The organism is Undibacterium sp. Ji42W (assembly GCF_049340405.1).
Lineage (GTDB): Bacteria > Pseudomonadota > Gammaproteobacteria > Burkholderiales > Burkholderiaceae_D > Undibacterium.
In genome coordinates this window covers 168102-186650 of sequence record NZ_JBMPOV010000004.1, presented here as the reverse complement: position 1 = coordinate 186650, position 18549 = coordinate 168102, and the positions used below count along the sequence as shown (strand labels likewise).

Here is an 18549-nt window from a genome sequence, read left to right as displayed (position 1 = left end):
ATTCGGACCGTCGCCAAGTCTCGTCAGACCGTATCTACGATCTTCATTGATGATAGTTCCTGTCTAAGCAAAAGCATCAACTCGCTTTGTTCAAACTGTTTTATCAGTAAAGGAACAGCAAATACAAACTCAGACTCATCGCGCTTGAGTACATATGCCAATTGCAGGCGGGACAGAGCATGACGCATGGTTTCTGGCTCTACAGTCAGACCATTGTAAGCAAACAGGGCAGCAAGTGCAGATAAACTCGTTTTGCCCTTGAGTGCCGTGTGGTAGACAACGATGCGGTCAAGGCGACAAGAGGCTTCATCGTTGCTTAATTTACCCCAGCCAGCCAATGCATCCTGCACAGCTTGCGAAGATAGCGCATGCGTGACATGGCGGACTTCTATGGCACGCTCTCCTGGCTGCAAAGCTTCCAGGCATTCCTGACAAAGAATGGCGAGCAAATTAGCGCGCTGACCACTGGCTTCCACCAGTTGATCTACTAACTGGTTGCTGGAAAACCCGAAGCGCAAGCGTGATAAAGGTACCGTGACCAATTCTTTGCAGGCATCTTGCTCCAATCCACCTATCGTCAATACCTCACCAAAATTGCGCAGTGGGGACTGATAATCAAGCACGGCAGTTGCATATAAATCCCAAAACCCCGCCAGCATGAACCAGCAACGGCCTTCATCACTCAAAGAGCGCAGGGCAGATAATTGCGGGTAATTATTGATAGACTCATCGCGGAAAAAGAGATCCGCTTCGTCGATCAACAAAAACAATCGCTTGCCTGCGAAATTGGCTTCAAGATGAGAAATAATATCTTCGATAGGCGTTGTTGCATCAAGGCCAAACTGAAGTGCCATGCGAGGAGCCAGACGATGATCGCGCAGAGAAATATAATGACAGACAATATGCGGATGTCCCTGCAGGCTACGCTGGACCGCTTTCAAGAGGCTGCTTTTGCCAAGCTGGCGACCGCCGACAACCAGATAATTAGTTGGATCACGACCGATGATGCGGGAAAGCAACTTTTCCCGCCCAAAAAATGCACTCGCACTGGTAACTGCCCCCCTGGTCTGGTAGGGCGATATGCGCGTTACACGTAATTGCTCAGCAAGAAGGCGCAACAAGACATCAGCAGGTTGCCTGGTAAGCATGTATTCAGTTTGACTCGCGCCGTCGAGCATGACAAACATATTGGCTTTATCTTCGCAGTACGCTTGCAGCGCAATGTGTTCAGTTTCACTTTCGGATCTGGCAAGTATCAGCATCACGTCGGAACCAATTTGCGTGGCTATCAATGCACCTATCAGCGCCTCATCGCTGACATCAACATAGGGGATAAATACCAGGCATCTATCCAGCGACACGGGCAGATTGCTGGCAAATTGCCACTCAAAAACCTGGCCAGGAAGTGACCATCCTGTACTGGCTTTGCTTTGTACTGACAGACGTGTAGCCAGGTATTCTTGCTGCTTATTCGCACCTTCGTTAACATAAGCAATAGCGCGCTGCCAGGCAACAGTGGAGATGCCTGCCGCTTGCAACGTCGCCTGTCTTCTGCCGGTAATGCCCAATAAACGATCGAGTTTGGGCAAGATGCGGTAGGGTGTGCGTCGCAGGCGATCAGGGCGCAATTGTGATGGCCCCAGTAAAGGGTGTCTTACAACAGCAAAAATACCAGCGGCTATGAAAATTAATGCGCAGACCAGGGGCAAGGTCTTTAGCCTGCTCAGAGTTACTGTCTCAGAAGTAGCACCTTCGCAATTCATTGGCATGAATTTGGCCGGCATGGGTGGGGTGCCGGCGCGACATTGCCATGAGTGGTTTGATGGAATGAACTCAAGTATCAATTGCGTCCCCGACAGGGAGCCTAACTGAGCATATTTTATAAAATTGATTTGCAATATATTTGGACGGGGCGAAGTCACAGCGAGATATGGCGTTATCGTCTGCGGTTCGAATTTTTTAATATCAGAAGGCCATTCATCGTTAATGTTACGCATCTCAGACAAAGCGAGGCGCCACTGATTTATATCACCCCAGATAGGGCCAACATTTTCAGCAGCAAGCACACCATCCCTTGTAAAGGGATTCAGCTTTGGTGCGAGAAGCGCAGTTCCAAGCAGTAATGTCAGCGTAATGATGAAAATGGTACGCAGCATTTTCTTTGGCAACTGCAACAAAAGATTTTCATGCATCATTCAAGCACCATCAAGCCAGCTTCACGGATAATGTCGCAACGCCAGCAAAGCCGGGCCTGATCACCTTGTCCACGGACGTGTATCAGGTTTCCCCAAAAAAGGCGACGCAAATCCTCATCCTGAAGATAGGGGCGAGCCCGCCCCAGATCATCGGTCTCCAGCAAGCTGCGCAGACGCAGCAGAGAAGCTGGATTTTGTGTTAGCGGCAAAAAGGTTTGCCACAAGCGGGCACTGTGAGTTAAAAAACTGCGTAGTGCTGCCGCATCGTTTTCTATCGAAGCCTGATGATCAACCAGCCATTGCATACCTTCTTCAAAGAGCGCCGGATGGCCGCCACACATGGATGCCAGTGCAGTCAGCCTGGAAGATGCGATGACATGGTCTGGCCAGCGTTGCTTGACGAGGTTATACAAATCTTCTGTGTCCGCATCTGGCCAATGGCTGACCTGAGCGATATGCAGTAACGAGAGATCGCCGCTACGGTATTTCAAGTCGGCCAGTGCCTCACCACCGCACAACAAAAGGTGCAGGCGACCACCATGCATTTCACTCAGGCTGCGCAAGATGCCTGCCAACGCTTCACGCAAGACTGGAGTGCCTTGTTCAAACCGGCTGACCAGGCAAAATACGCGTTCACCTGCTTGCAGTCTGTGTTCCAATGCCGCTTCAAATTCATAATCTGAACTGACATCCTCAAATCCACATTGGCGTCCTATCGCCGCAAAATATTCACTGCTGTCTGCACTGATGCTGTAAGGAGGCTGTATATGAAGTGTCGCTTTTTCACCGTATTGTACGCGTGCACGGGCCAGTAATTTTTCACGGAACGGAGGTTGTCCCCAGTGCGCTTGCGACAGTAACAGAGTGATAGGGTAGGGCGTAGATTGTGCCAATCGTACAAATAATTGATCCATGAATTCCGCAAACGGTGTTTCATTGATTTCTTCATTTTGTAATGGGAATTCAGGTGCAAGACCCGCAGCAGCAAAAAAAAGATTGGTTTCAGTTTCTGTCAGCCTGAGATAACGCGCACACGCATGCAAGCTGTCGCGCGACCTGGCACTGGGGAGCGAGGTCCCATTTCTCCAGTTATTGACTGACTCCCGGCTTAGTCCAATTTCTGCGGCAACTCCAGCCGCACTGGCACGTATCCTGCGCATGTATTGCGATAGCAGATGAGAGAAGGTGTCTGAAAACATGAATAGCCTGTCTTAATCAGCCAAATAAGGCTATTGATTTTGGGGCGCAAATATAAAATAGGCGCCAGTTTGCGAGGGCCATTTTATCAGCGTGCGGCTGGGGGGTAGATATTGATGCTGTCAGCCAGGGGCCGCATCAACTTGACATACTGTCAGCCGGGCATTCAGTTTTTTCGGAATGGTCTGGGATTGTAGATCGCAGCTTCGGCTTTATCTTGCGGTGTCTGCCCATGTTTTCTAGTTGCCTGCATCAACAGTATCAATAACATACACATGTTTAATGTCAGGCTGAGGACTAAAATTTCGTCTTTATAGATTTGCAAATAGAGCAATCAGGTGGTCAGTGATGTTGATGAGTTCATTCATAGGAAAGCGGTAATTTTATTTTTTGATGCAATATGGCTATAGTACTTCGATAGGGTGTTTGATTATTAATGCGTGCCCGTCAGATTTCTATTCGTCGCCTGCCTGCCAGGTTTGTGACAATGAATGATATTGCATATTTAGTATTATAAATGCCATTCAGATCAAATTAACAGACTCAAAATTAGTTGAATTGACACCGCGTAATGCTTTCCCAAGCACTGCTACTTAACTGATAATTTAGCAATAATTGAAAAGAAGTTGACACTTTCAAAAGGTAGCGCTACCATTTGCCTCATAATTGGTAGCGCTACCATTGATGGGCGACTACCTGACAATAAATGAACTCATGAGACCTGGGATTGGAATGCAAACTATGTGTGCGCACAAAGAAATCGCAGCCCATACATGTGCGACCATTCAGATCAGGTATGGTCTGCATCAGCAAGGAGTTGCCGTCGTTCTTGCACTATTGCTGTCGGCGTTTGCAGTTACCTTGGTCAGCGGGATGTTCTGGCCACAACATATCCAGCTCAGGTCGATTGAAAATCAACACGAACAACAACGGATGCGTTCGCTGCAAAGAGATGTGCTGGACAAGACCCGCCAGATATTAAGGCTGGATGCAATGGAAAATGATGGCATCACCAGCCTGGATGGAACGTGGGCTAAATCTGATGCTGCCATCAAGTTGGATGACTTATTACAGCAGGCAGAATCTAGCATTGCCGCACTGACTATCCGGGTCGTAGATGCTCAATCACGCTACAACCTTGTGAATCTGGCCACTGGCGGCAAGATCAATGAGGGCCAGGTGAGCAATTACCGACGCTTGCTTCAGGCATTGAAAATAGATAGCACTTTGGCAGAATTGACAGCAACTACTATCGCAAGCACTCAAATGACAGGAACAGCAGGTGAAAATATATTCGCCTTCGTTCACATTGATGATCTCGTCACCATCCGAGGATATACCGCTGAGATACTGGCCAGACTCAGGGAGTTTGTCGTGCTGTTACCCGAACCTACTGCCTTGAATGTCAATACAGCCTCGGTAGTGCTGCTATTCGCCGTTACCGGATCACGGCAAAACACCACGATGCTGGCACAAGCGCGGCAGCAGCAAACAATACGCAAGCGCGCCGAAATAACGCAACAATCACCACAATCAGACGAAGCATTGCTGATCAAGGACACGTTCCTCGATGTAAAAAGTGACTATTTCCTCGTGCAACAGCAGATCAGGCTGGGCCGCATGAGTTTGTCTTCAGAAGCCCTTATCAGGCGTAAGACGGGAGGGCGTTTTCCTGACACTCAGGGGCGAGACGAGGTTTTACCTACCGCTGTCATCTGGCTGCGCACGAGCTGAGGCGAATTGATGCCAACACTTACGGCCAGCCAGCTTTGCTCTGGTGCCAGCGGCGTACGCGGACCGCCGTCGACATTTGCCATGGAATACCCCATGCATCGAATTCAATCAACATTAAAAAATGGAGACAACAATGATTAAGGCAAGAAACTTGAATCCAGCAAAATTTAAACTGGTTATCGCTGGATTGCTGCTGGGACTTACCTTCTGCCATCTGGCGCAGGCAGCATCCGCCTCGGCTAACCCTGCCGACGCAAGCAACAAGCACATTTATGTAGATCAGCATGATCTTTCTACAAATCTTTGGGGTATCAGCGGTGCAGGCACGAACTGGTCTGAAACCATCTTCACCAATTCAACCAGTAGCATGGACGGGGCAGGTTATAAATGGACGGGATTTGGCGGTGATGCAAGTACTGTCAAGTCTTACCCCAGCATACGCCGGGGGGCCAGCAATAGCCAGAATAATCCGGCCGCGTCTGGCTTGCCCTATCAATTCGGCGACAATACAAAAAACGTCGATGTGTTATGGAGCTTTACGACTGCTGGCTACGATGGAACTGGCAATATTATTGGCACCTACAATCATGCCATCGATGTCTTCTTCCATTCATCCAACATCTGGAATACGAGCTACCTCAAAGGAGAAATCATGGTCATACCCGACTCCTCCGCTAACTCGCAGACCGCAGGCTGGGGTACCAAAGACGCCGCCAGTTTTGTGCTCGACGGCGAAACCTGGGATGTTTGGCAAGCGACCATGACTTCCAATGGCAATAGCTGGCCCGTCATGCAGTTCAGGAAACGCGTTAACGCACGCTACTTCAATAAAAACCTGAAATATTTTTTTGCTGAAGCAGTACGAAGGAGGGCCGATATCTTCAAGAGTACCTACTATGTGATGATGGTGGAGGCAGGAACTGAAGTGAAATCTGGTTCAGGGCATTTCTATAATAAAAATTATCAGGTGAGCGTGTACTGACAAAGCGCTGATAAAACATATCACCAGGCGTGAGGTTTCCCTAAAACCTCACCCTAAGTGCTTCATAACATATTTTGTTTACATGGCTCGAAGCGCTGCAACTACAGGACTCCACAGCCCTTGGTAACAACAAGCGTTGTTGAAAGCCATCATTTTTGTTTAGTAAACTAACTAAACTAAAAGTCGCAATCAGACATTGATTGACCGATTTTTCAAGACAAAGCTACCATCAGATACCGTTTCTACCGCAATTTCTTAAATTTGTTTAGCAGATCATGATGACTTTGTTTTTTCCTTTACTCGCATGGGCATAACCATACGTGATTTGGCCGAAGCCACTGGTTTTTCAGTGGGCACGATTTCCCGCGCGCTCAAAAACCAGACTGGTTTGACAGAAACCACGCGTACATTGGTTTTTAATGCTGCGCAAGAAATGGGTTACGACCTGTCAAAGTTAAAGCATGGGCGCATACGCCGCATCGCTTTTCTCTTGCATAGACAGCACAATAATTTGTCGAGCAGTCCATTTTATTCCATTGTTTTGCATGGAGCAGAAGCAGCCTGCAGACGAGCCGGCATTGCTTTGTCATTTGTCGCCGTTGGCCCAGCTGAGCCAGTGATGGAGCAAATCAGGGTACATCAGCCGGATGCTATCGTATGTGCGGGATTTTTCGAAACAGAATTATTGCAGGCGATACGCACTTCAGGAAAACCTATGGTACTGATTGATATGCACTTGCCAGGTTATACCTCGATTAATCCGAATCACCGCCTGGGCGGCTATCTGGCCACGCAGCATTTGATCAACACCGGGCGCAAACGGATAGCCATGCTAAGCGGCCCGCATGCGCACTACAGCATACAAGAGCGTGTTCATGGTTTTCGCAAGGCCTTGTTTGATGCAAAAATACTCGCCAATCCAGAATATGAAATTGCGATTCCACATCAGGTCGAGGAAGAAAAATTGGTCAGGCAGGCAGTAACGGATTTACTGTCCATGTCTGAGCCACCGGATGCTCTATTTTGCTACAACGACAATACGGCTCTGACTGCGATGACTACATGCCTCGATAAGGGATTGAAGGTGCCTGAAGACATCGCCATTGTTGGCTTTGACGATATACGGGCAGCAGCGAAAGCGCATCCACCTTTAAGTAGTATTGCCGTTGACAAGGAAGGACTAGGTGCAGAAGGCGTGGCGACTTTACTACGCAACGTACAACAAGAAAGCCTGGAGACAATACTTGCCGTGCAATTGATTGTGCGGGACAGTAGTGTAGAAGTCGCTTAAAGATTGAACATCGTCAGTCGAAGTCATCAACGCTATATCATTTCTGGAAAAACCATGCGTCGCTCTACCATTTTGTTTACTTCGATTACACTACTTTGTGTGCCTCAACTTTATGCAAAGGCAGCTACCGATCTTGTAGCAGAGGTCAATCCGTTGATAGGAACCACCAACCTGGGCAATACTTTTCCGGGAGCAGTCATGCCTTTTGGCATGTTCAGCTTCAGTCCTGAAACCAGCAAAGGCGAAAAAAATAAAGCAGCGGCTCCGGGTGGATATTTGTACGAGGCCAGGAAAATACGTGGCTTTAGCCTGACGCATTTGTCAGGCACCGGTTGTCGTGGTGCAAGTGGTGACATACCTTTTATGCCTGTCACGACAGAGCTCATCACTTCACCTTCGCTCGATAGCAAAGACGAGCAATATGCCAGCCGCTATTCCCATTTAAACGAAACAGTGCAAGCTGGTTATTACAAAGTGCGCATGGAAAATGGTGTGCAGGCTGAGCTGAGCGCCAGCCTGCGTGCAGGTATTGCGCGTTTTATCTACCCGTCACAGGGCAAGGCCGCCATTTTGATACGCAATTCTGATTCACAGTTAGGCAGTTTTGCGGCCAATTTAAAAATAGATGCAGAGAATAATACAGTCAGTGGTTCAGTCAGCAGCGGCAATTTTTGTGGATACCTGCACCCGGTAACGCGCAGGCCTTATTACACGATTCATTTCATAGCCCGTTTTAGCCAGAAATTTGCGGTAACCGCAACCTGGCAAAATGAGAAAATCATTCCCAATGGTCTAGCTGCAGAAGGTGCTACGGAGCTCGATGACAAAGGCTTCCCGCAACTTAACAAGGGCTCAGGTGCGTGGATAGATTTTGGAAAAGCCAGAAATGTTGAAGTGCGGATTGGTATTTCCTATGTCAGCGTTGCAAACGCTACAGAAAATCTAAATGCAGAAATATCTGCCGAAAAAACTCTGGAAGCAGTCGTAAAAGAAAGTCGCCAGGCATGGAATCAGCAACTGGCTAAAATTGATGTGACGGGTGGCGACAAAGACCAGCGCACGATTTTCTACACTGCCTTGTATCACTCCTTACTGCATCCTAATCTTTTTAGTGACATCAATGGTGAGTATGCAGGTTTTGATCAAAAGACACATAAGATAAAGGCTCCCCAATTGGCGCAATATGCCAATTTTTCAGGCTGGGATATTTACAGATCACAAGTGCAATTAATTGCTTTGATCGAACCAAAAATCGCCAGTGATATTGCGCAGTCTTTATTGAACCAGGCCCAGCAAAACAATGGCGTTTGGGATAGATGGACGCATAATAACGGTGCCACTGGCGTCATGAACGGTGATCCTGCTGCCGCTTCCGTCGCTAGCATGTACGCATTTGGGGCGCGTGATTTTGACGTGCCCGCAGCTTTTGCCTCGCTCACCAAAGCTGCACGCATCCCAACCACACTGGATTTATCCAAAGAGGGTTGCCCTGTTATGTGTGTAGGGCAAAGACCAGGCCTGGATCAATGGATAAAATATGGCTACATGCCGCAATCAGCGCCAGGCTGGGGCATGGTGTCAGATGCACTGGAATATGCCAGCGCCGACTTTGCCCTGGCGTCGTTCGCGGGAAAATTAGGGGATCAGACTGCCAAGAAAGAATTCCTGGCGCGTGCTCAAAACTGGAAAAATCACTTCAATCCCGCCACTGGCTATCTGCAAGAACGCAAACAGGATGGCCAGTTCGTCGCTGCGTTTGATGCTGCTTCCGACGAGGGCATGGTTGAGGGCAGTGGCGCACAGTATCTTTGGATGGTGCCATTCAATCCTGAAGGCTTGATCAAGACCTTGGGTGGCGTCGAAAAATCAACGCAAAGGTTGGATAAATTTTTCAAGAACGAACAAGGTGCATGGACACTGACTGTGTCTGGCCCACATCATTCGGAAATGGATAATGAACCCTCCATCGGCGCTGCCTGGTTATATTCTTATGCCGCACAACCCTGGAAAACCCAGGAGGTGGTGCGTGAAGTGTTGCAGCAGCTTTGGCACAATCGCCCGGATGGTATACCTGGCAACGATGATCTGGGTCAGATGTCAGCCTGGTATGTATGGGCAGCCATGGGCTTGTATCCACAATATCCAGGTCGCGCAGATTTGCTGGTTGCCAGCCCCACTTTCAAGAAGATCGTGGTTCAACGGTCACAAGGACCACTGAGCATCACAGCAGATCAAACAGGTTCGCAATTTAAATACGTGCAAAGTCTGACTTTAAACGGTAAAGCGTTGACGAAATCCTGGCTTGATGAAACTGCTTTGGAAGGCAAGCTGAACCTGGATTTTAAACTGGGCAAGCAAGCCAATAAAAAATGGGCTGTCAAGCCGGATGAGTTGCCGCCGTCATTTGAATAAATTTACTTCAGACAGTTACTGTCCTTCGTGGCTTTAAAAAATACAATTAAAGGTACATATGATGTTTCGTCTTTGCGGGCTCATTTTCCTGGGAGCATTCATCGCTGGCAGCGTCAATGCTGCACCAGCGCAAGCCAGTAGCTCACGTCCGGTTGATGCGGTCAATGTATTCATAGGCACTGGCGGCGATGGTCACACTTTTCCTGGCGCGACACGTCCTTTTGGCATGGTGCAATTAAGTCCGGATACACAGGTGAGACATTTCCGCCAAAGTTATCCTTGGGCGGCTGGCTATCGTTATGAAGATGATTCCATACTCGGCTTCTCGCATACGCATTTTTCTGGCACCGGACACTCTGATCTGGGTGACGTGTTATTAATGCCCTATAGCGGTGAAACCAAATTAGAGCCAGGTTATCCAGAACGTCCTTTCAGCGGCTATCGTTCACGTTTTAGTCACAAGGAAGAGCGTGCTGGGCCTGGCTATTATTCAGTCAAATTGCTGGATCATGAGATTGATGTTGAATTAACTGCGAGTGACAGGGTAGGCATGCACCGCTATCGTTTCGCCAAAGGTGAAGCAGCCAAATTGATCGTCGATTTGCGCAGCAGTATTTACGATTACAAAACAAAAAACCTTTGGTCCAGCATGCGCGTACGCAAGGACGGCATCATTACCGGCATGCGTGAAACCCGTGGCTGGGCGGCAGGCCGCCAGGTGTATTTTGCCATGCAATTTTCACGGCCATTATTGACGCGTGAAATCCATAACCGTGAAGATGCAGTCGAATACCGTGGTTTTGGCGGGCCGGGCAGTGGCCCCCAGGATAAAGCCAAAGTCGAAGGCAAGGCACTGGTTGCTGCGTTGGATTTTGGTGTGCCCGACGACCAGACCTTGATGGTCAAAGTGGCGATTTCGGCTGTCAGTGAGGATGGGGCGATTGCAAATCTGTCTGAAATTCAGGACTGGGATTTTGCTGCGCAACGCGCCAAATCGAAACAGGCTTGGGACGATGCCTTGTCAGCAGTCAGCATTGAAGCAAAACCCGAGATGCGCACCAAGGCTTACACCGCCTTATACCACAGCATGATGGGGCCCAGTTTATTTATGGATGTGGATGGTCGCTATCGTGGACCGGATAATCAGGTGCATCAGGCTGATGGCTTTCGTTTTTATTCCACCTTTTCTTTATGGGACACTTACCGTGCTCTGCATCCTTTATTAACCTTGATACAGCCAGCACAGCGCAATGCCGATTTTGTGCGGTCGCTGCTGGCATCGCAGCAGTATAGCCCCGAAGGGATATTGCCGGTGTGGCAATTCCACGGTCTGGAAACCTGGTGCATGATAGGTTATCACGCAGTGCCAGTCATAGTCGATGCCTACATGAAGGGTATCCCTGGTTTTGATGCAGATCGCGCTCTGAATGCAATGGTGGCCAGCGCTGAATATGGTCCGTATGGCGGTTTGAAGCATTATATGAAAATGGGCTATGTACCGACCGATTTGGAACCAGAAGCGGCATCCAAAACCGTAGAATATGCATTTGATGACTGGACAATTGCACGTATGGCCGAGAAGATGGGAAAGGCTGATATCGCAAAAAAATATTATGCTCGTGCCCAGAATTTCCGCAATGTGTTTGACACCAAGACTGGTTTTATTCGCGCGCGCAAATCGGATGGTGAATTCCGCGTGCCTTTTGATCCCACAGTGTCCAATTTTGGCAGTGATTATACCGAAGGTAGTGCATGGCAATATTCATGGTATATGCCGCATGATAATGCTGGCTTGATCAGCATGCTGGGAGGTGACGCTGCCACCATCTCAAAAATCGACCAGGTATTTGATGCAAAAGTTGATCCCAAAGTCTATGCGCACATGGAAGATATTTCTGGTCTGATCGGGCATTACGCTCATGGCAATGAGCCTTCGCATCATGTCGCTTATTTATATAATTATTTCGGCGCACCATGGAAAACCCAGCAACGCTTGCAGCAAATCATGCAAAGCCAGTATCAGGCCAAACCTGATGGTCTGTCGGGCAACGATGATCTGGGCCAGATGTCTGCCTGGTTTGTTTTCACGAGTCTTGGCTTTTACCCGGTTGCTCCCGGTAGTAATGAATATATACTTGGTCGTCCATTTCTTGATAAAACGACCCTGCAATTACCGAATGGCAAACAGTTCACCATACGCGCCCAGAATCTGAGTGATGCTCACCCGTATGTGGCAAGCGTCAGTTTGAATGGAAAAGTGCTGGATCAAAACTATCTGCGTCATGAACAAATCATGGCAGGTGGCGAGCTAGTGTTTGTCATGCAAGCTGAGCCAAACAAGAAGTGGGGTAATTCTAAGGATGTACGTCCCTATACACAAACGCCATATCAATGAGGCCGATGATGAATAAGTCAGCACACACGAATTGGGGGCAGTTTATACCGCTGGTAACGGTATTCTTCTTCTGGGGTTTTGTTGCGGCCAGCAATGATATTTTGATTCCGGTGTTCAAGGCGGCGTTTCATTTGTCGCAAACGCAGAGCCAGTTTGTATCGCTTGCGTTTTACGTTGCCTACACTGTTGGTTCCTTGCTTTACCTGCTGGTTTCGGCAATCCTCAAACAGGACCTGATACAGAAAATAGGCTACAAAAATGGATTGGCATTAGGGCTTTGTATATCTGCGCTTGGTACGTTGTTGTTTTATCCAGCAGCTAATTCAAGCTCGTTTGCATTAATGTTGTCAGGCTTGTTTATCGTGGGCCTGGGTTTTTCATTGCAGCAAACGGCAGCCAATCCATTAGCGATTACCTTGGGCTCGCGTGAAACCGGCTCGCAACGCCTGACGTTGGCTGGCGGGATCAATAATTTCGGTACCACCATAGGCCCACTAATAGTGAGCTTTGCGATATTTGGTACACCAGCGTCGAACAATACTATTGCCAGCATCGAAAGCGTCAAGATACCTTATCTGGTTTTGGGGCTGGTATTTTTCCTGGTCGCTGTTTTTCTCAAATTTTCATCTCTGCCTGACCGCCCAGCGCTGGAAGATGAGGCGCCGGACAACCAAGCACATGGCCCTAGCTCTGCATTGCAGTTCCCACAATTGATATTAGGCATGCTTGCGATCTTTGTTTATGTTGGTGTCGAGGTATCTACTGCCAGTAATTTACCTGCCTATATGGAATTGACGCAGGGTTATTTGACCAAGGATATTGCACCATTCATTTCGCTGTATTGGGGCAGTTTGATGATAGGGCGCTGGACAGGCGCGGTTGAGGCTTTTCAGTTGAGTAACGGTGCAGCCAAGCTGGCGAAATTCCTTGCCCCGTATCTGGCTTTCAGTGTGTTTCTTGCTGTGAATGCGATAGCACAACATGAGTTAAGCCGTTTTTATGTGTATGGTGCTGTTGTCCTGGTGTTGATTCTTGCTGACCTTGCCAGCAAGGGAAATCCCGCAAACATGTTGGGCATTTTTTCTATATTGGGTATTTCTGCGTTGATACTCGGTATGTGCAGCAGAGGCATGGTAAGTATCTATGCCTTCACCAGCATAGGTTTGTTTTGCAGCACTTTGTGGCCATGCATTTTCTCTTTGGCCATCAGTGGCCTAGGCAAGCACACAGGGCAGGGCAGCAATTTCCTGATCATGATGATCATGGGTGGCGGTGTTGTGAGCTGGTTCCAGGGTTTTGTTGCCGATAAAGTCGGTATACAAATGAGTTATATCGTTGGCGTAGCCTGCTTTTCGTATCTGGCTTTTTATTCCTGGAAGGTAAAGGCCATTTTGGCAAGACAAGGAATAGATTTACAGAGAAAAACAAGCGCCGCGCATTAATTACCCCAGCAACTACAGATCATGACAACGACTTTCCCAGACTTTCGTGCTGCCAGCACCATGACTGAGCACATAGCGCATACCATGCGTTTTTATCATCCACGCTGCATTGATATCAGCGGGGGCTTCTATCATTATTTTAAAGATGACGGCCAGGTTTATGATGCGACTACGCGTCATTTAGTCAGCAGCACCCGTTTTATCTTTGACTATGCGATGGCCTATCGGCAGTTTTCTGATCCGCTCTATCTGACCATGGTAAAGCATGGTGTCACATTCTTGCGCGAGGTACACCGTGATACCATCCATGGGGGCTATGCTTGGCAACTGAGCTGGGAAAACGGTAAGAAGCGCATCATCGACGACAATAATCATTGTTACGGCCTCGCCTTTGTTTTGCTCTCCTATTCCCATGCAGTGATGGCAGGTTTGGATGAGGCACGCGCTTATATCGATGAAACGGTAGCGCTTATGGAAGAAAAATTCTGGTTGCCAGAGTTTGAACTGTATGCGGACCAGGCCAGCGCGGACTGGACACACCTGGACAATTATCGCGGCCAGAATGCCAATATGCATAGCTGCGAAGCGATGCTGGCAGCCTACCAGGCGACTGGTGAACTCAAGCACCTGCACCGTGCCGAAGTGATAGCCAAATCCATCGCCCAGCGGCAAGCCTCTCAAGCCGGCGGTATGATATGGGAACATTACGATAATGCCTGGCAGATAGACTGGAAATACAATTTTGAGGACAAGGCAAATCTATTCCGTCCCTGGGGGTTTCAACCAGGGCATTTTACTGAATGGTCCAAACTTTTAGTACTGCTGGATGCAGAGACTACAAACTTGCAAGGCGATTCAACATGGATTTTACCAACAGCCGAACGCCTGTTTGACATAGCACTGGATCTCGCCTGGGATCAGGAGCGTGGTGGCATCTGCTATGGCTTTGCTCCCGACCACAATATTTGCGATGGCGATAAATACTTTTGGGTGCAGGCTGAATCAATCGCCGCCGCAGCATGCCTGGCACAGCGTACAGGTAAAAAAAAATACTGGGACTGGTACGACAAAATCTGGCAATACAGCTGGACGCATTTTGTTGATCACAAGTACGGTGCCTGGTATCGCATATTGGATCAAAGCAATCATAAGATCAGCGATGAAAAAAGCCCGGCAGGAAAGACTGATTACCACACCATGGGCGCATGTTATGAAGTATTGAATGTATTAAAACTGGATAAGCAAGATGCCTGACTTTCCTCAATTCATCTGTGCTGGTGAAGCCTTGACCGACATGTTGCGCACTGGCCCGGATGCCTGGAAAAGCCTGGTCGGTGGTTCGACCTGGAATGTCGCCCGTGATCTGGCAAAACTAGGCTTGCGCACAGGTTTTGCCGGAGCTATCAGTGAAGATGTGTTTGGTGATGCACTGTATGCAGCCAATGAACAGGCCGGCCTGGATATGCGCCTGCTGCAACGTTTCCACAAATCGCCCCTGCTTGCGATTGTCGCCGAAATTGCACCGCCTAAGTACTTTTTCATCGGCGAAGACAGTGCCGATCTATATTTTTCACCTGATGATTTACCGGATGGATGGAATCGCGATTTGCAATGGGTGCATTTTGGCGGTATCAGCCTGGCGCGCGAGCCACTGGCAACAACATTGATTTCATTGGCAAGGCAATGCAAAAAGGATGGGGTAAAGATTAGTTACGACCCCAATTTTCGTCATCTTATGGACGACAGATACGACGCTACTTTGCGCACGATGACGCAATTGGCTGACGTAATAAAAATATCTGACGATGATTTACGTGGGCTTTTTCGCCATGAAAATGCCGAACTGGCCTTGGCACAATTGCGTGAATTCAATCCTGAAGCGATCTATTTGTATACGCGCGGTGCAGCTGGTGCCTCTTTGCATCTTGGTGATCAGACCTGGCAAGCATTGTCACCTCAGATCAATGTTATCGACACGATAGGGGCTGGCGACGCCAGTATCGCAGGCTTGCTATATAGCCTGCACAAGACACCAGAAAAAAACTGGCAAGAACACCTGGATTTTTCTGTCGCCAGTGGTGCTGCTGCGTGCTTGGCTGCTGGGGCGCAAGCGCCTGGTCTTGCGCAAGTGTCCGCCTTGTACGAAAAAATAAAGAAGAATTAATCCGGAGAATTTTCTATGTTGAAGACCCTACACATACTTTGTACATTACTCTTTTTTACGCTTGGCAGCACGTTGGTCCATGCAGAAAACAGCATGAGTGAAGCGCAATCGCAGCGCATGGCCAACAAGGTAAAACATGAAACCCAACATGCCTGGCAAGCATATAAGCAATTTGCCTGGGGTCATGACGCAGTAAAACCATTGAGCCGCACGCCACATGACTGGTATGGCACTTCGCTGTTAATGACACCGGTGGATGCCTTGGATACTTTCCTGATCATGGGCTTGAAAAAAGAAGCAAAAGAAGCGCAAGACCTGATCGTCTCCAAGCTCAATTTTGACCAGGATATCTATGTTCAGAATTTTGAAATCACGATTCGCCTGCTGGGTGGCCTGCTATCCGCTTACCAAATAACAAAAGACCAGCGTCTGCTGAATCTCGCTGAAGATCTGGGACAGCGATTATTGCCGGTATTTGAAACACCTACAGGCTTGCCCTATACCCATGTGAATCTCAAGACCGGACAAGTGCGTGGCAATGTCAGCAACCCCGCAGAGACAGGTACGCTGCTACTGGAGTTTGGCATGCTGAGCAAACTTAGCAACAAGCCTATCTATTTCCAAAAAGCGAAGAAGGCATTGGTAGCAACCTATGAGCGCCGCTCATCCATCGGCCTGGTTGGAGCGCGCATCAATGTAGAAACAGGGGAATGGGCTGACCAGAATTCTCACATCGGTGGCGGCATTGACTCTTACTACGAGTATATCTATAAATGCTGGCGCTTGTTTCGCGATGCTGATTGCAAAGCCATGTGGGATACCAGTATAGACAGCGTTAACCGCTATCTTGGGGACGAAGTCGATAGTGGATACTGGTATGGGCGTGCAAATATGCAAAGCGGAGCGCGCACTGCAAGCCGTTATGGCGCACTTGATGCGTTCATGCCCGCGCTGTTGGTGTTGAGTGGCGACGTAGAACGCGCCAGGCGATTGCAGGATTCTGGCTTGAAAATGTGGCGACTGCATGGCATAGAGCCAGAGGCGCTCGATTATAAGACCATGACCGTTACTTCTGCCAGTTATCATTTGCGGCCAGAAATTATTGAGTCAGCTTATTACCTGTATCGCACTACTGGTGACGCAAAATACCGCCTCATGGGTAAGGAGTTTTTTCAAGACTTCGTGAAATATTGCCGCAGCGAGTCTGGTTATGCAGCCTTGAAAGATGTGCGTAGCAAAGAAAAAGACGATTCCATGGAAAGCTTCTTGTTTGCCGAAACCTTCAAATATTATTACCTTTTGTTTGCGCCAAAATCTACGTTGGATTTCGATAAAGTCACTTTCAATACTGAGGCACATCCATTGCAGGTAAAGTAATTTTTGTTCCTCTGTGAAATAAAAATATAAACTCTCAATAAGTTCAATCTCATTAACTTGGATTTCAGTTCAATTCTTATTCTTTTCACTCAATTCTGATTATCTAAAGCTGCAGTCGAGAGAGAAGTAAATTTACATTAAAATATAAAAATACAAACATGTTACTTGCAAATATTAATGAGAATCATTATTATTTGTTTATTGCGTTTGTTTACTCCATGCTCATCAAGCATGCTTAAGTGCGCACCCTAAAGACATGTTTAAATGGTCAAAATAGAAAAGAAAATGAGACTCAACTCGATGAATTCGAGAGAAATACCGGATCTTGCCGAGCATTTGCGGCGCGCAGGATTGCGGCCAACTGTTGGCCGCGTAGGAATGTTGGCGGCAATTATTCAAATTGGCGAAGGTTACCATTATCCAGAAGATATTTTGAGGGAACTGTTAAGGCAGGGTAGGTTAGGTAGTATCACAACGATTTATCGGGTACTCGCTGATTTGACGTCGATCAATTTTTTGCAGCGCTCTTTTGATGTGGAAGGTAAAGCGAAATACCGATTAGCTGATGCAAGTATCGCCGCCGAAGAGATATGCCTGGTCTGTGAGCGGTCAGGACGCAGTATTACTGTCCATGAAAGTGAACTCAGAAAAAAATTAGATCAGCTTGCGCATCAGCACGGCATGGAAACATCATCGTCACCCTTACTGATACGAGTGAACACAGTAACAAAAATTGAAAATTCCGAGCGTAATTAAGGGTATGCCAAGTCATGTCAGCAACGGTTATATTAGTTCTACCGCTGATACTTGCGTCATCACGCCAACGAATTTGAGTGCGTCCGGCGTAATATCCTTCCTCAATTTCATAAGGTCAGGAATAGTCTTATATCTGAAAACAGGGTATCCCGCGCTGCATCCTCTTTTTCTCGTCCATTGTGGCTAGAATCGTCATAGTCGACAATAGCAATTGCACCAAATGCCTTAGTACAGATAACGAAATCTGCCTATTTCCCGCAGTATCTGTTCCTGACAGTCTGATCATTCGTCTCAAGGCAGGCACTGAATGACACCTGTGCCAGCACCACATGCTCAGGAAAAGCTGTTACCAACTGCCATACATAGGCTGCTCCCGCATGGAGAGCACCGGCCTTTTTTCTTGTTGATATTCCGACAGCGCGCATTGATGCAAAAACTTCTGCCGTTCTGTACTTGTCTGGATATTTTCTTTGTTGAAGTATTTGCCAGTAAGTAACGGCCATCGCCACAAATAGCAGCCCGATGATCATGATCATTACCGCGTTGAAAAGTGACAAGGGTAGTGCTTCCAGGATTTGTTTGCTTGTGCCCAGCATAATGCGAA

Annotated in this window: 13 protein-coding genes; 10 read left to right on the top strand and 3 right to left on the bottom strand. The window is 48.0% G+C overall.

All coding sequences use genetic code 11. The annotated features are described in order from the left end of the window. Positions 1-23: 23 nt before the first annotated feature. Positions 24-1784 carry an AAA family ATPase gene (locus ACO0LG_RS10180; RefSeq protein ID WP_423025921.1) on the bottom strand — a complete coding sequence of 587 codons (1761 nt, stop codon included), beginning with the start codon at positions 1782-1784 and terminating at the stop codon, positions 24-26. 407 nt (positions 1785-2191) lie between these two features. After that, positions 2192-3394 (bottom strand): hypothetical protein, encoded by a 1203-nt coding sequence (locus tag ACO0LG_RS10175; RefSeq protein WP_423025919.1) that lies wholly within the window; start codon positions 3392-3394, stop codon positions 2192-2194. A gap of 682 nt (positions 3395-4076) precedes the next feature. Here ACO0LG_RS10175 and gspK point away from each other — a divergent pair. The 10 genes from gspK to ACO0LG_RS10125 all read left to right on the top strand — a co-directional run bounded on the left by gspK (position 4077) and on the right by ACO0LG_RS10125 (position 17945). Continuing rightward, the gene (gene gspK / locus ACO0LG_RS10170) at positions 4077-5126 is read left to right on the top strand and encodes a type II secretion system minor pseudopilin GspK (protein WP_423025917.1); all 1050 of its coding nucleotides are present in this window, start codon (positions 4077-4079) and stop codon (positions 5124-5126) included. 133 nt (positions 5127-5259) lie between these two features. Further along, complete coding sequence (locus tag ACO0LG_RS10165) at positions 5260-6108, top strand: hypothetical protein (RefSeq protein WP_423025915.1); 849 nt, start codon at positions 5260-5262, stop codon at positions 6106-6108. Between the two features lie 304 nt (positions 6109-6412). Further along, positions 6413-7399 (top strand): LacI family DNA-binding transcriptional regulator, encoded by a 987-nt coding sequence (locus tag ACO0LG_RS10160; RefSeq protein WP_423025913.1) that lies wholly within the window; start codon positions 6413-6415, stop codon positions 7397-7399. A 54-nt stretch (positions 7400-7453) separates the two neighbouring features. Continuing rightward, a complete protein-coding gene (locus ACO0LG_RS10155) occupies positions 7454-9811 on the top strand; it encodes a GH92 family glycosyl hydrolase (protein ID WP_423025911.1) in 2358 nt (785 codons plus the stop codon). A 61-nt stretch (positions 9812-9872) separates the two neighbouring features. Continuing rightward, positions 9873-12206, top strand: a complete 2334-nt coding sequence (locus tag ACO0LG_RS10150) for a GH92 family glycosyl hydrolase (protein ID WP_423025909.1) — start codon at positions 9873-9875, stop codon at positions 12204-12206. 8 nt (positions 12207-12214) lie between these two features. After that, positions 12215-13648, top strand: coding sequence for an MFS transporter (locus tag ACO0LG_RS10145; RefSeq protein WP_423025907.1), 1434 nt, complete (start codon positions 12215-12217; stop codon positions 13646-13648). Positions 13649-13669: 21 nt separating this feature from the next. Further along, positions 13670-14902 (top strand): AGE family epimerase/isomerase, encoded by a 1233-nt coding sequence (locus ACO0LG_RS10140; protein WP_423025905.1) that lies wholly within the window; start codon positions 13670-13672, stop codon positions 14900-14902. After that, positions 14895-15812: a carbohydrate kinase family protein gene (locus tag ACO0LG_RS10135; RefSeq protein WP_423025903.1), complete on the top strand. Its 918-nt coding sequence runs from the start codon at positions 14895-14897 to the stop codon at positions 15810-15812. Before ACO0LG_RS10140 ends, ACO0LG_RS10135 begins: the two co-directional genes overlap by 8 nt. A gap of 93 nt (positions 15813-15905) precedes the next feature. Then, complete coding sequence (locus tag ACO0LG_RS10130) at positions 15906-17189, top strand: glycoside hydrolase family 47 protein (protein WP_423025901.1); 1284 nt, start codon at positions 15906-15908, stop codon at positions 17187-17189. 264 nt (positions 17190-17453) lie between these two features. Continuing rightward, the gene (locus ACO0LG_RS10125) at positions 17454-17945 is read left to right on the top strand and encodes a Fur family transcriptional regulator (protein ID WP_423025899.1); all 492 of its coding nucleotides are present in this window, start codon (positions 17454-17456) and stop codon (positions 17943-17945) included. Between the two features lie 248 nt (positions 17946-18193). Here ACO0LG_RS10125 and ACO0LG_RS10120 read toward each other — a convergent pair whose 3' ends face one another. Continuing rightward, positions 18194-18541 (bottom strand): hypothetical protein, encoded by a 348-nt coding sequence (locus ACO0LG_RS10120; RefSeq protein ID WP_423025897.1) that lies wholly within the window; start codon positions 18539-18541, stop codon positions 18194-18196. Positions 18542-18549: the final 8 nt, after the last annotated feature.

Coding starts and splice junctions, on each gene's coding strand:
- ACO0LG_RS10180 (WP_423025921.1), bottom strand. CDS start 1,784: ATGCCGGCCAAATTCATGCCAATGAATTGCGAAGGTGCTACTTCTGAG.
- ACO0LG_RS10175 (WP_423025919.1), bottom strand. CDS start 3,394: ATGTTTTCAGACACCTTCTCTCATCTGCTATCGCAATACATGCGCAGG.
- gspK (WP_423025917.1), top strand. CDS start 4,077: ATGGGCGACTACCTGACAATAAATGAACTCATGAGACCTGGGATTGGA.
- ACO0LG_RS10165 (WP_423025915.1), top strand. CDS start 5,260: ATGATTAAGGCAAGAAACTTGAATCCAGCAAAATTTAAACTGGTTATC.
- ACO0LG_RS10160 (WP_423025913.1), top strand. CDS start 6,413: ATGGGCATAACCATACGTGATTTGGCCGAAGCCACTGGTTTTTCAGTG.
- ACO0LG_RS10155 (WP_423025911.1), top strand. CDS start 7,454: ATGCGTCGCTCTACCATTTTGTTTACTTCGATTACACTACTTTGTGTG.
- ACO0LG_RS10150 (WP_423025909.1), top strand. CDS start 9,873: ATGTTTCGTCTTTGCGGGCTCATTTTCCTGGGAGCATTCATCGCTGGC.
- ACO0LG_RS10145 (WP_423025907.1), top strand. CDS start 12,215: ATGAATAAGTCAGCACACACGAATTGGGGGCAGTTTATACCGCTGGTA.
- ACO0LG_RS10140 (WP_423025905.1), top strand. CDS start 13,670: ATGACAACGACTTTCCCAGACTTTCGTGCTGCCAGCACCATGACTGAG.
- ACO0LG_RS10135 (WP_423025903.1), top strand. CDS start 14,895: ATGCCTGACTTTCCTCAATTCATCTGTGCTGGTGAAGCCTTGACCGAC.
- ACO0LG_RS10130 (WP_423025901.1), top strand. CDS start 15,906: ATGAGTGAAGCGCAATCGCAGCGCATGGCCAACAAGGTAAAACATGAA.
- ACO0LG_RS10125 (WP_423025899.1), top strand. CDS start 17,454: ATGGTCAAAATAGAAAAGAAAATGAGACTCAACTCGATGAATTCGAGA.
- ACO0LG_RS10120 (WP_423025897.1), bottom strand. CDS start 18,541: ATGCTGGGCACAAGCAAACAAATCCTGGAAGCACTACCCTTGTCACTT.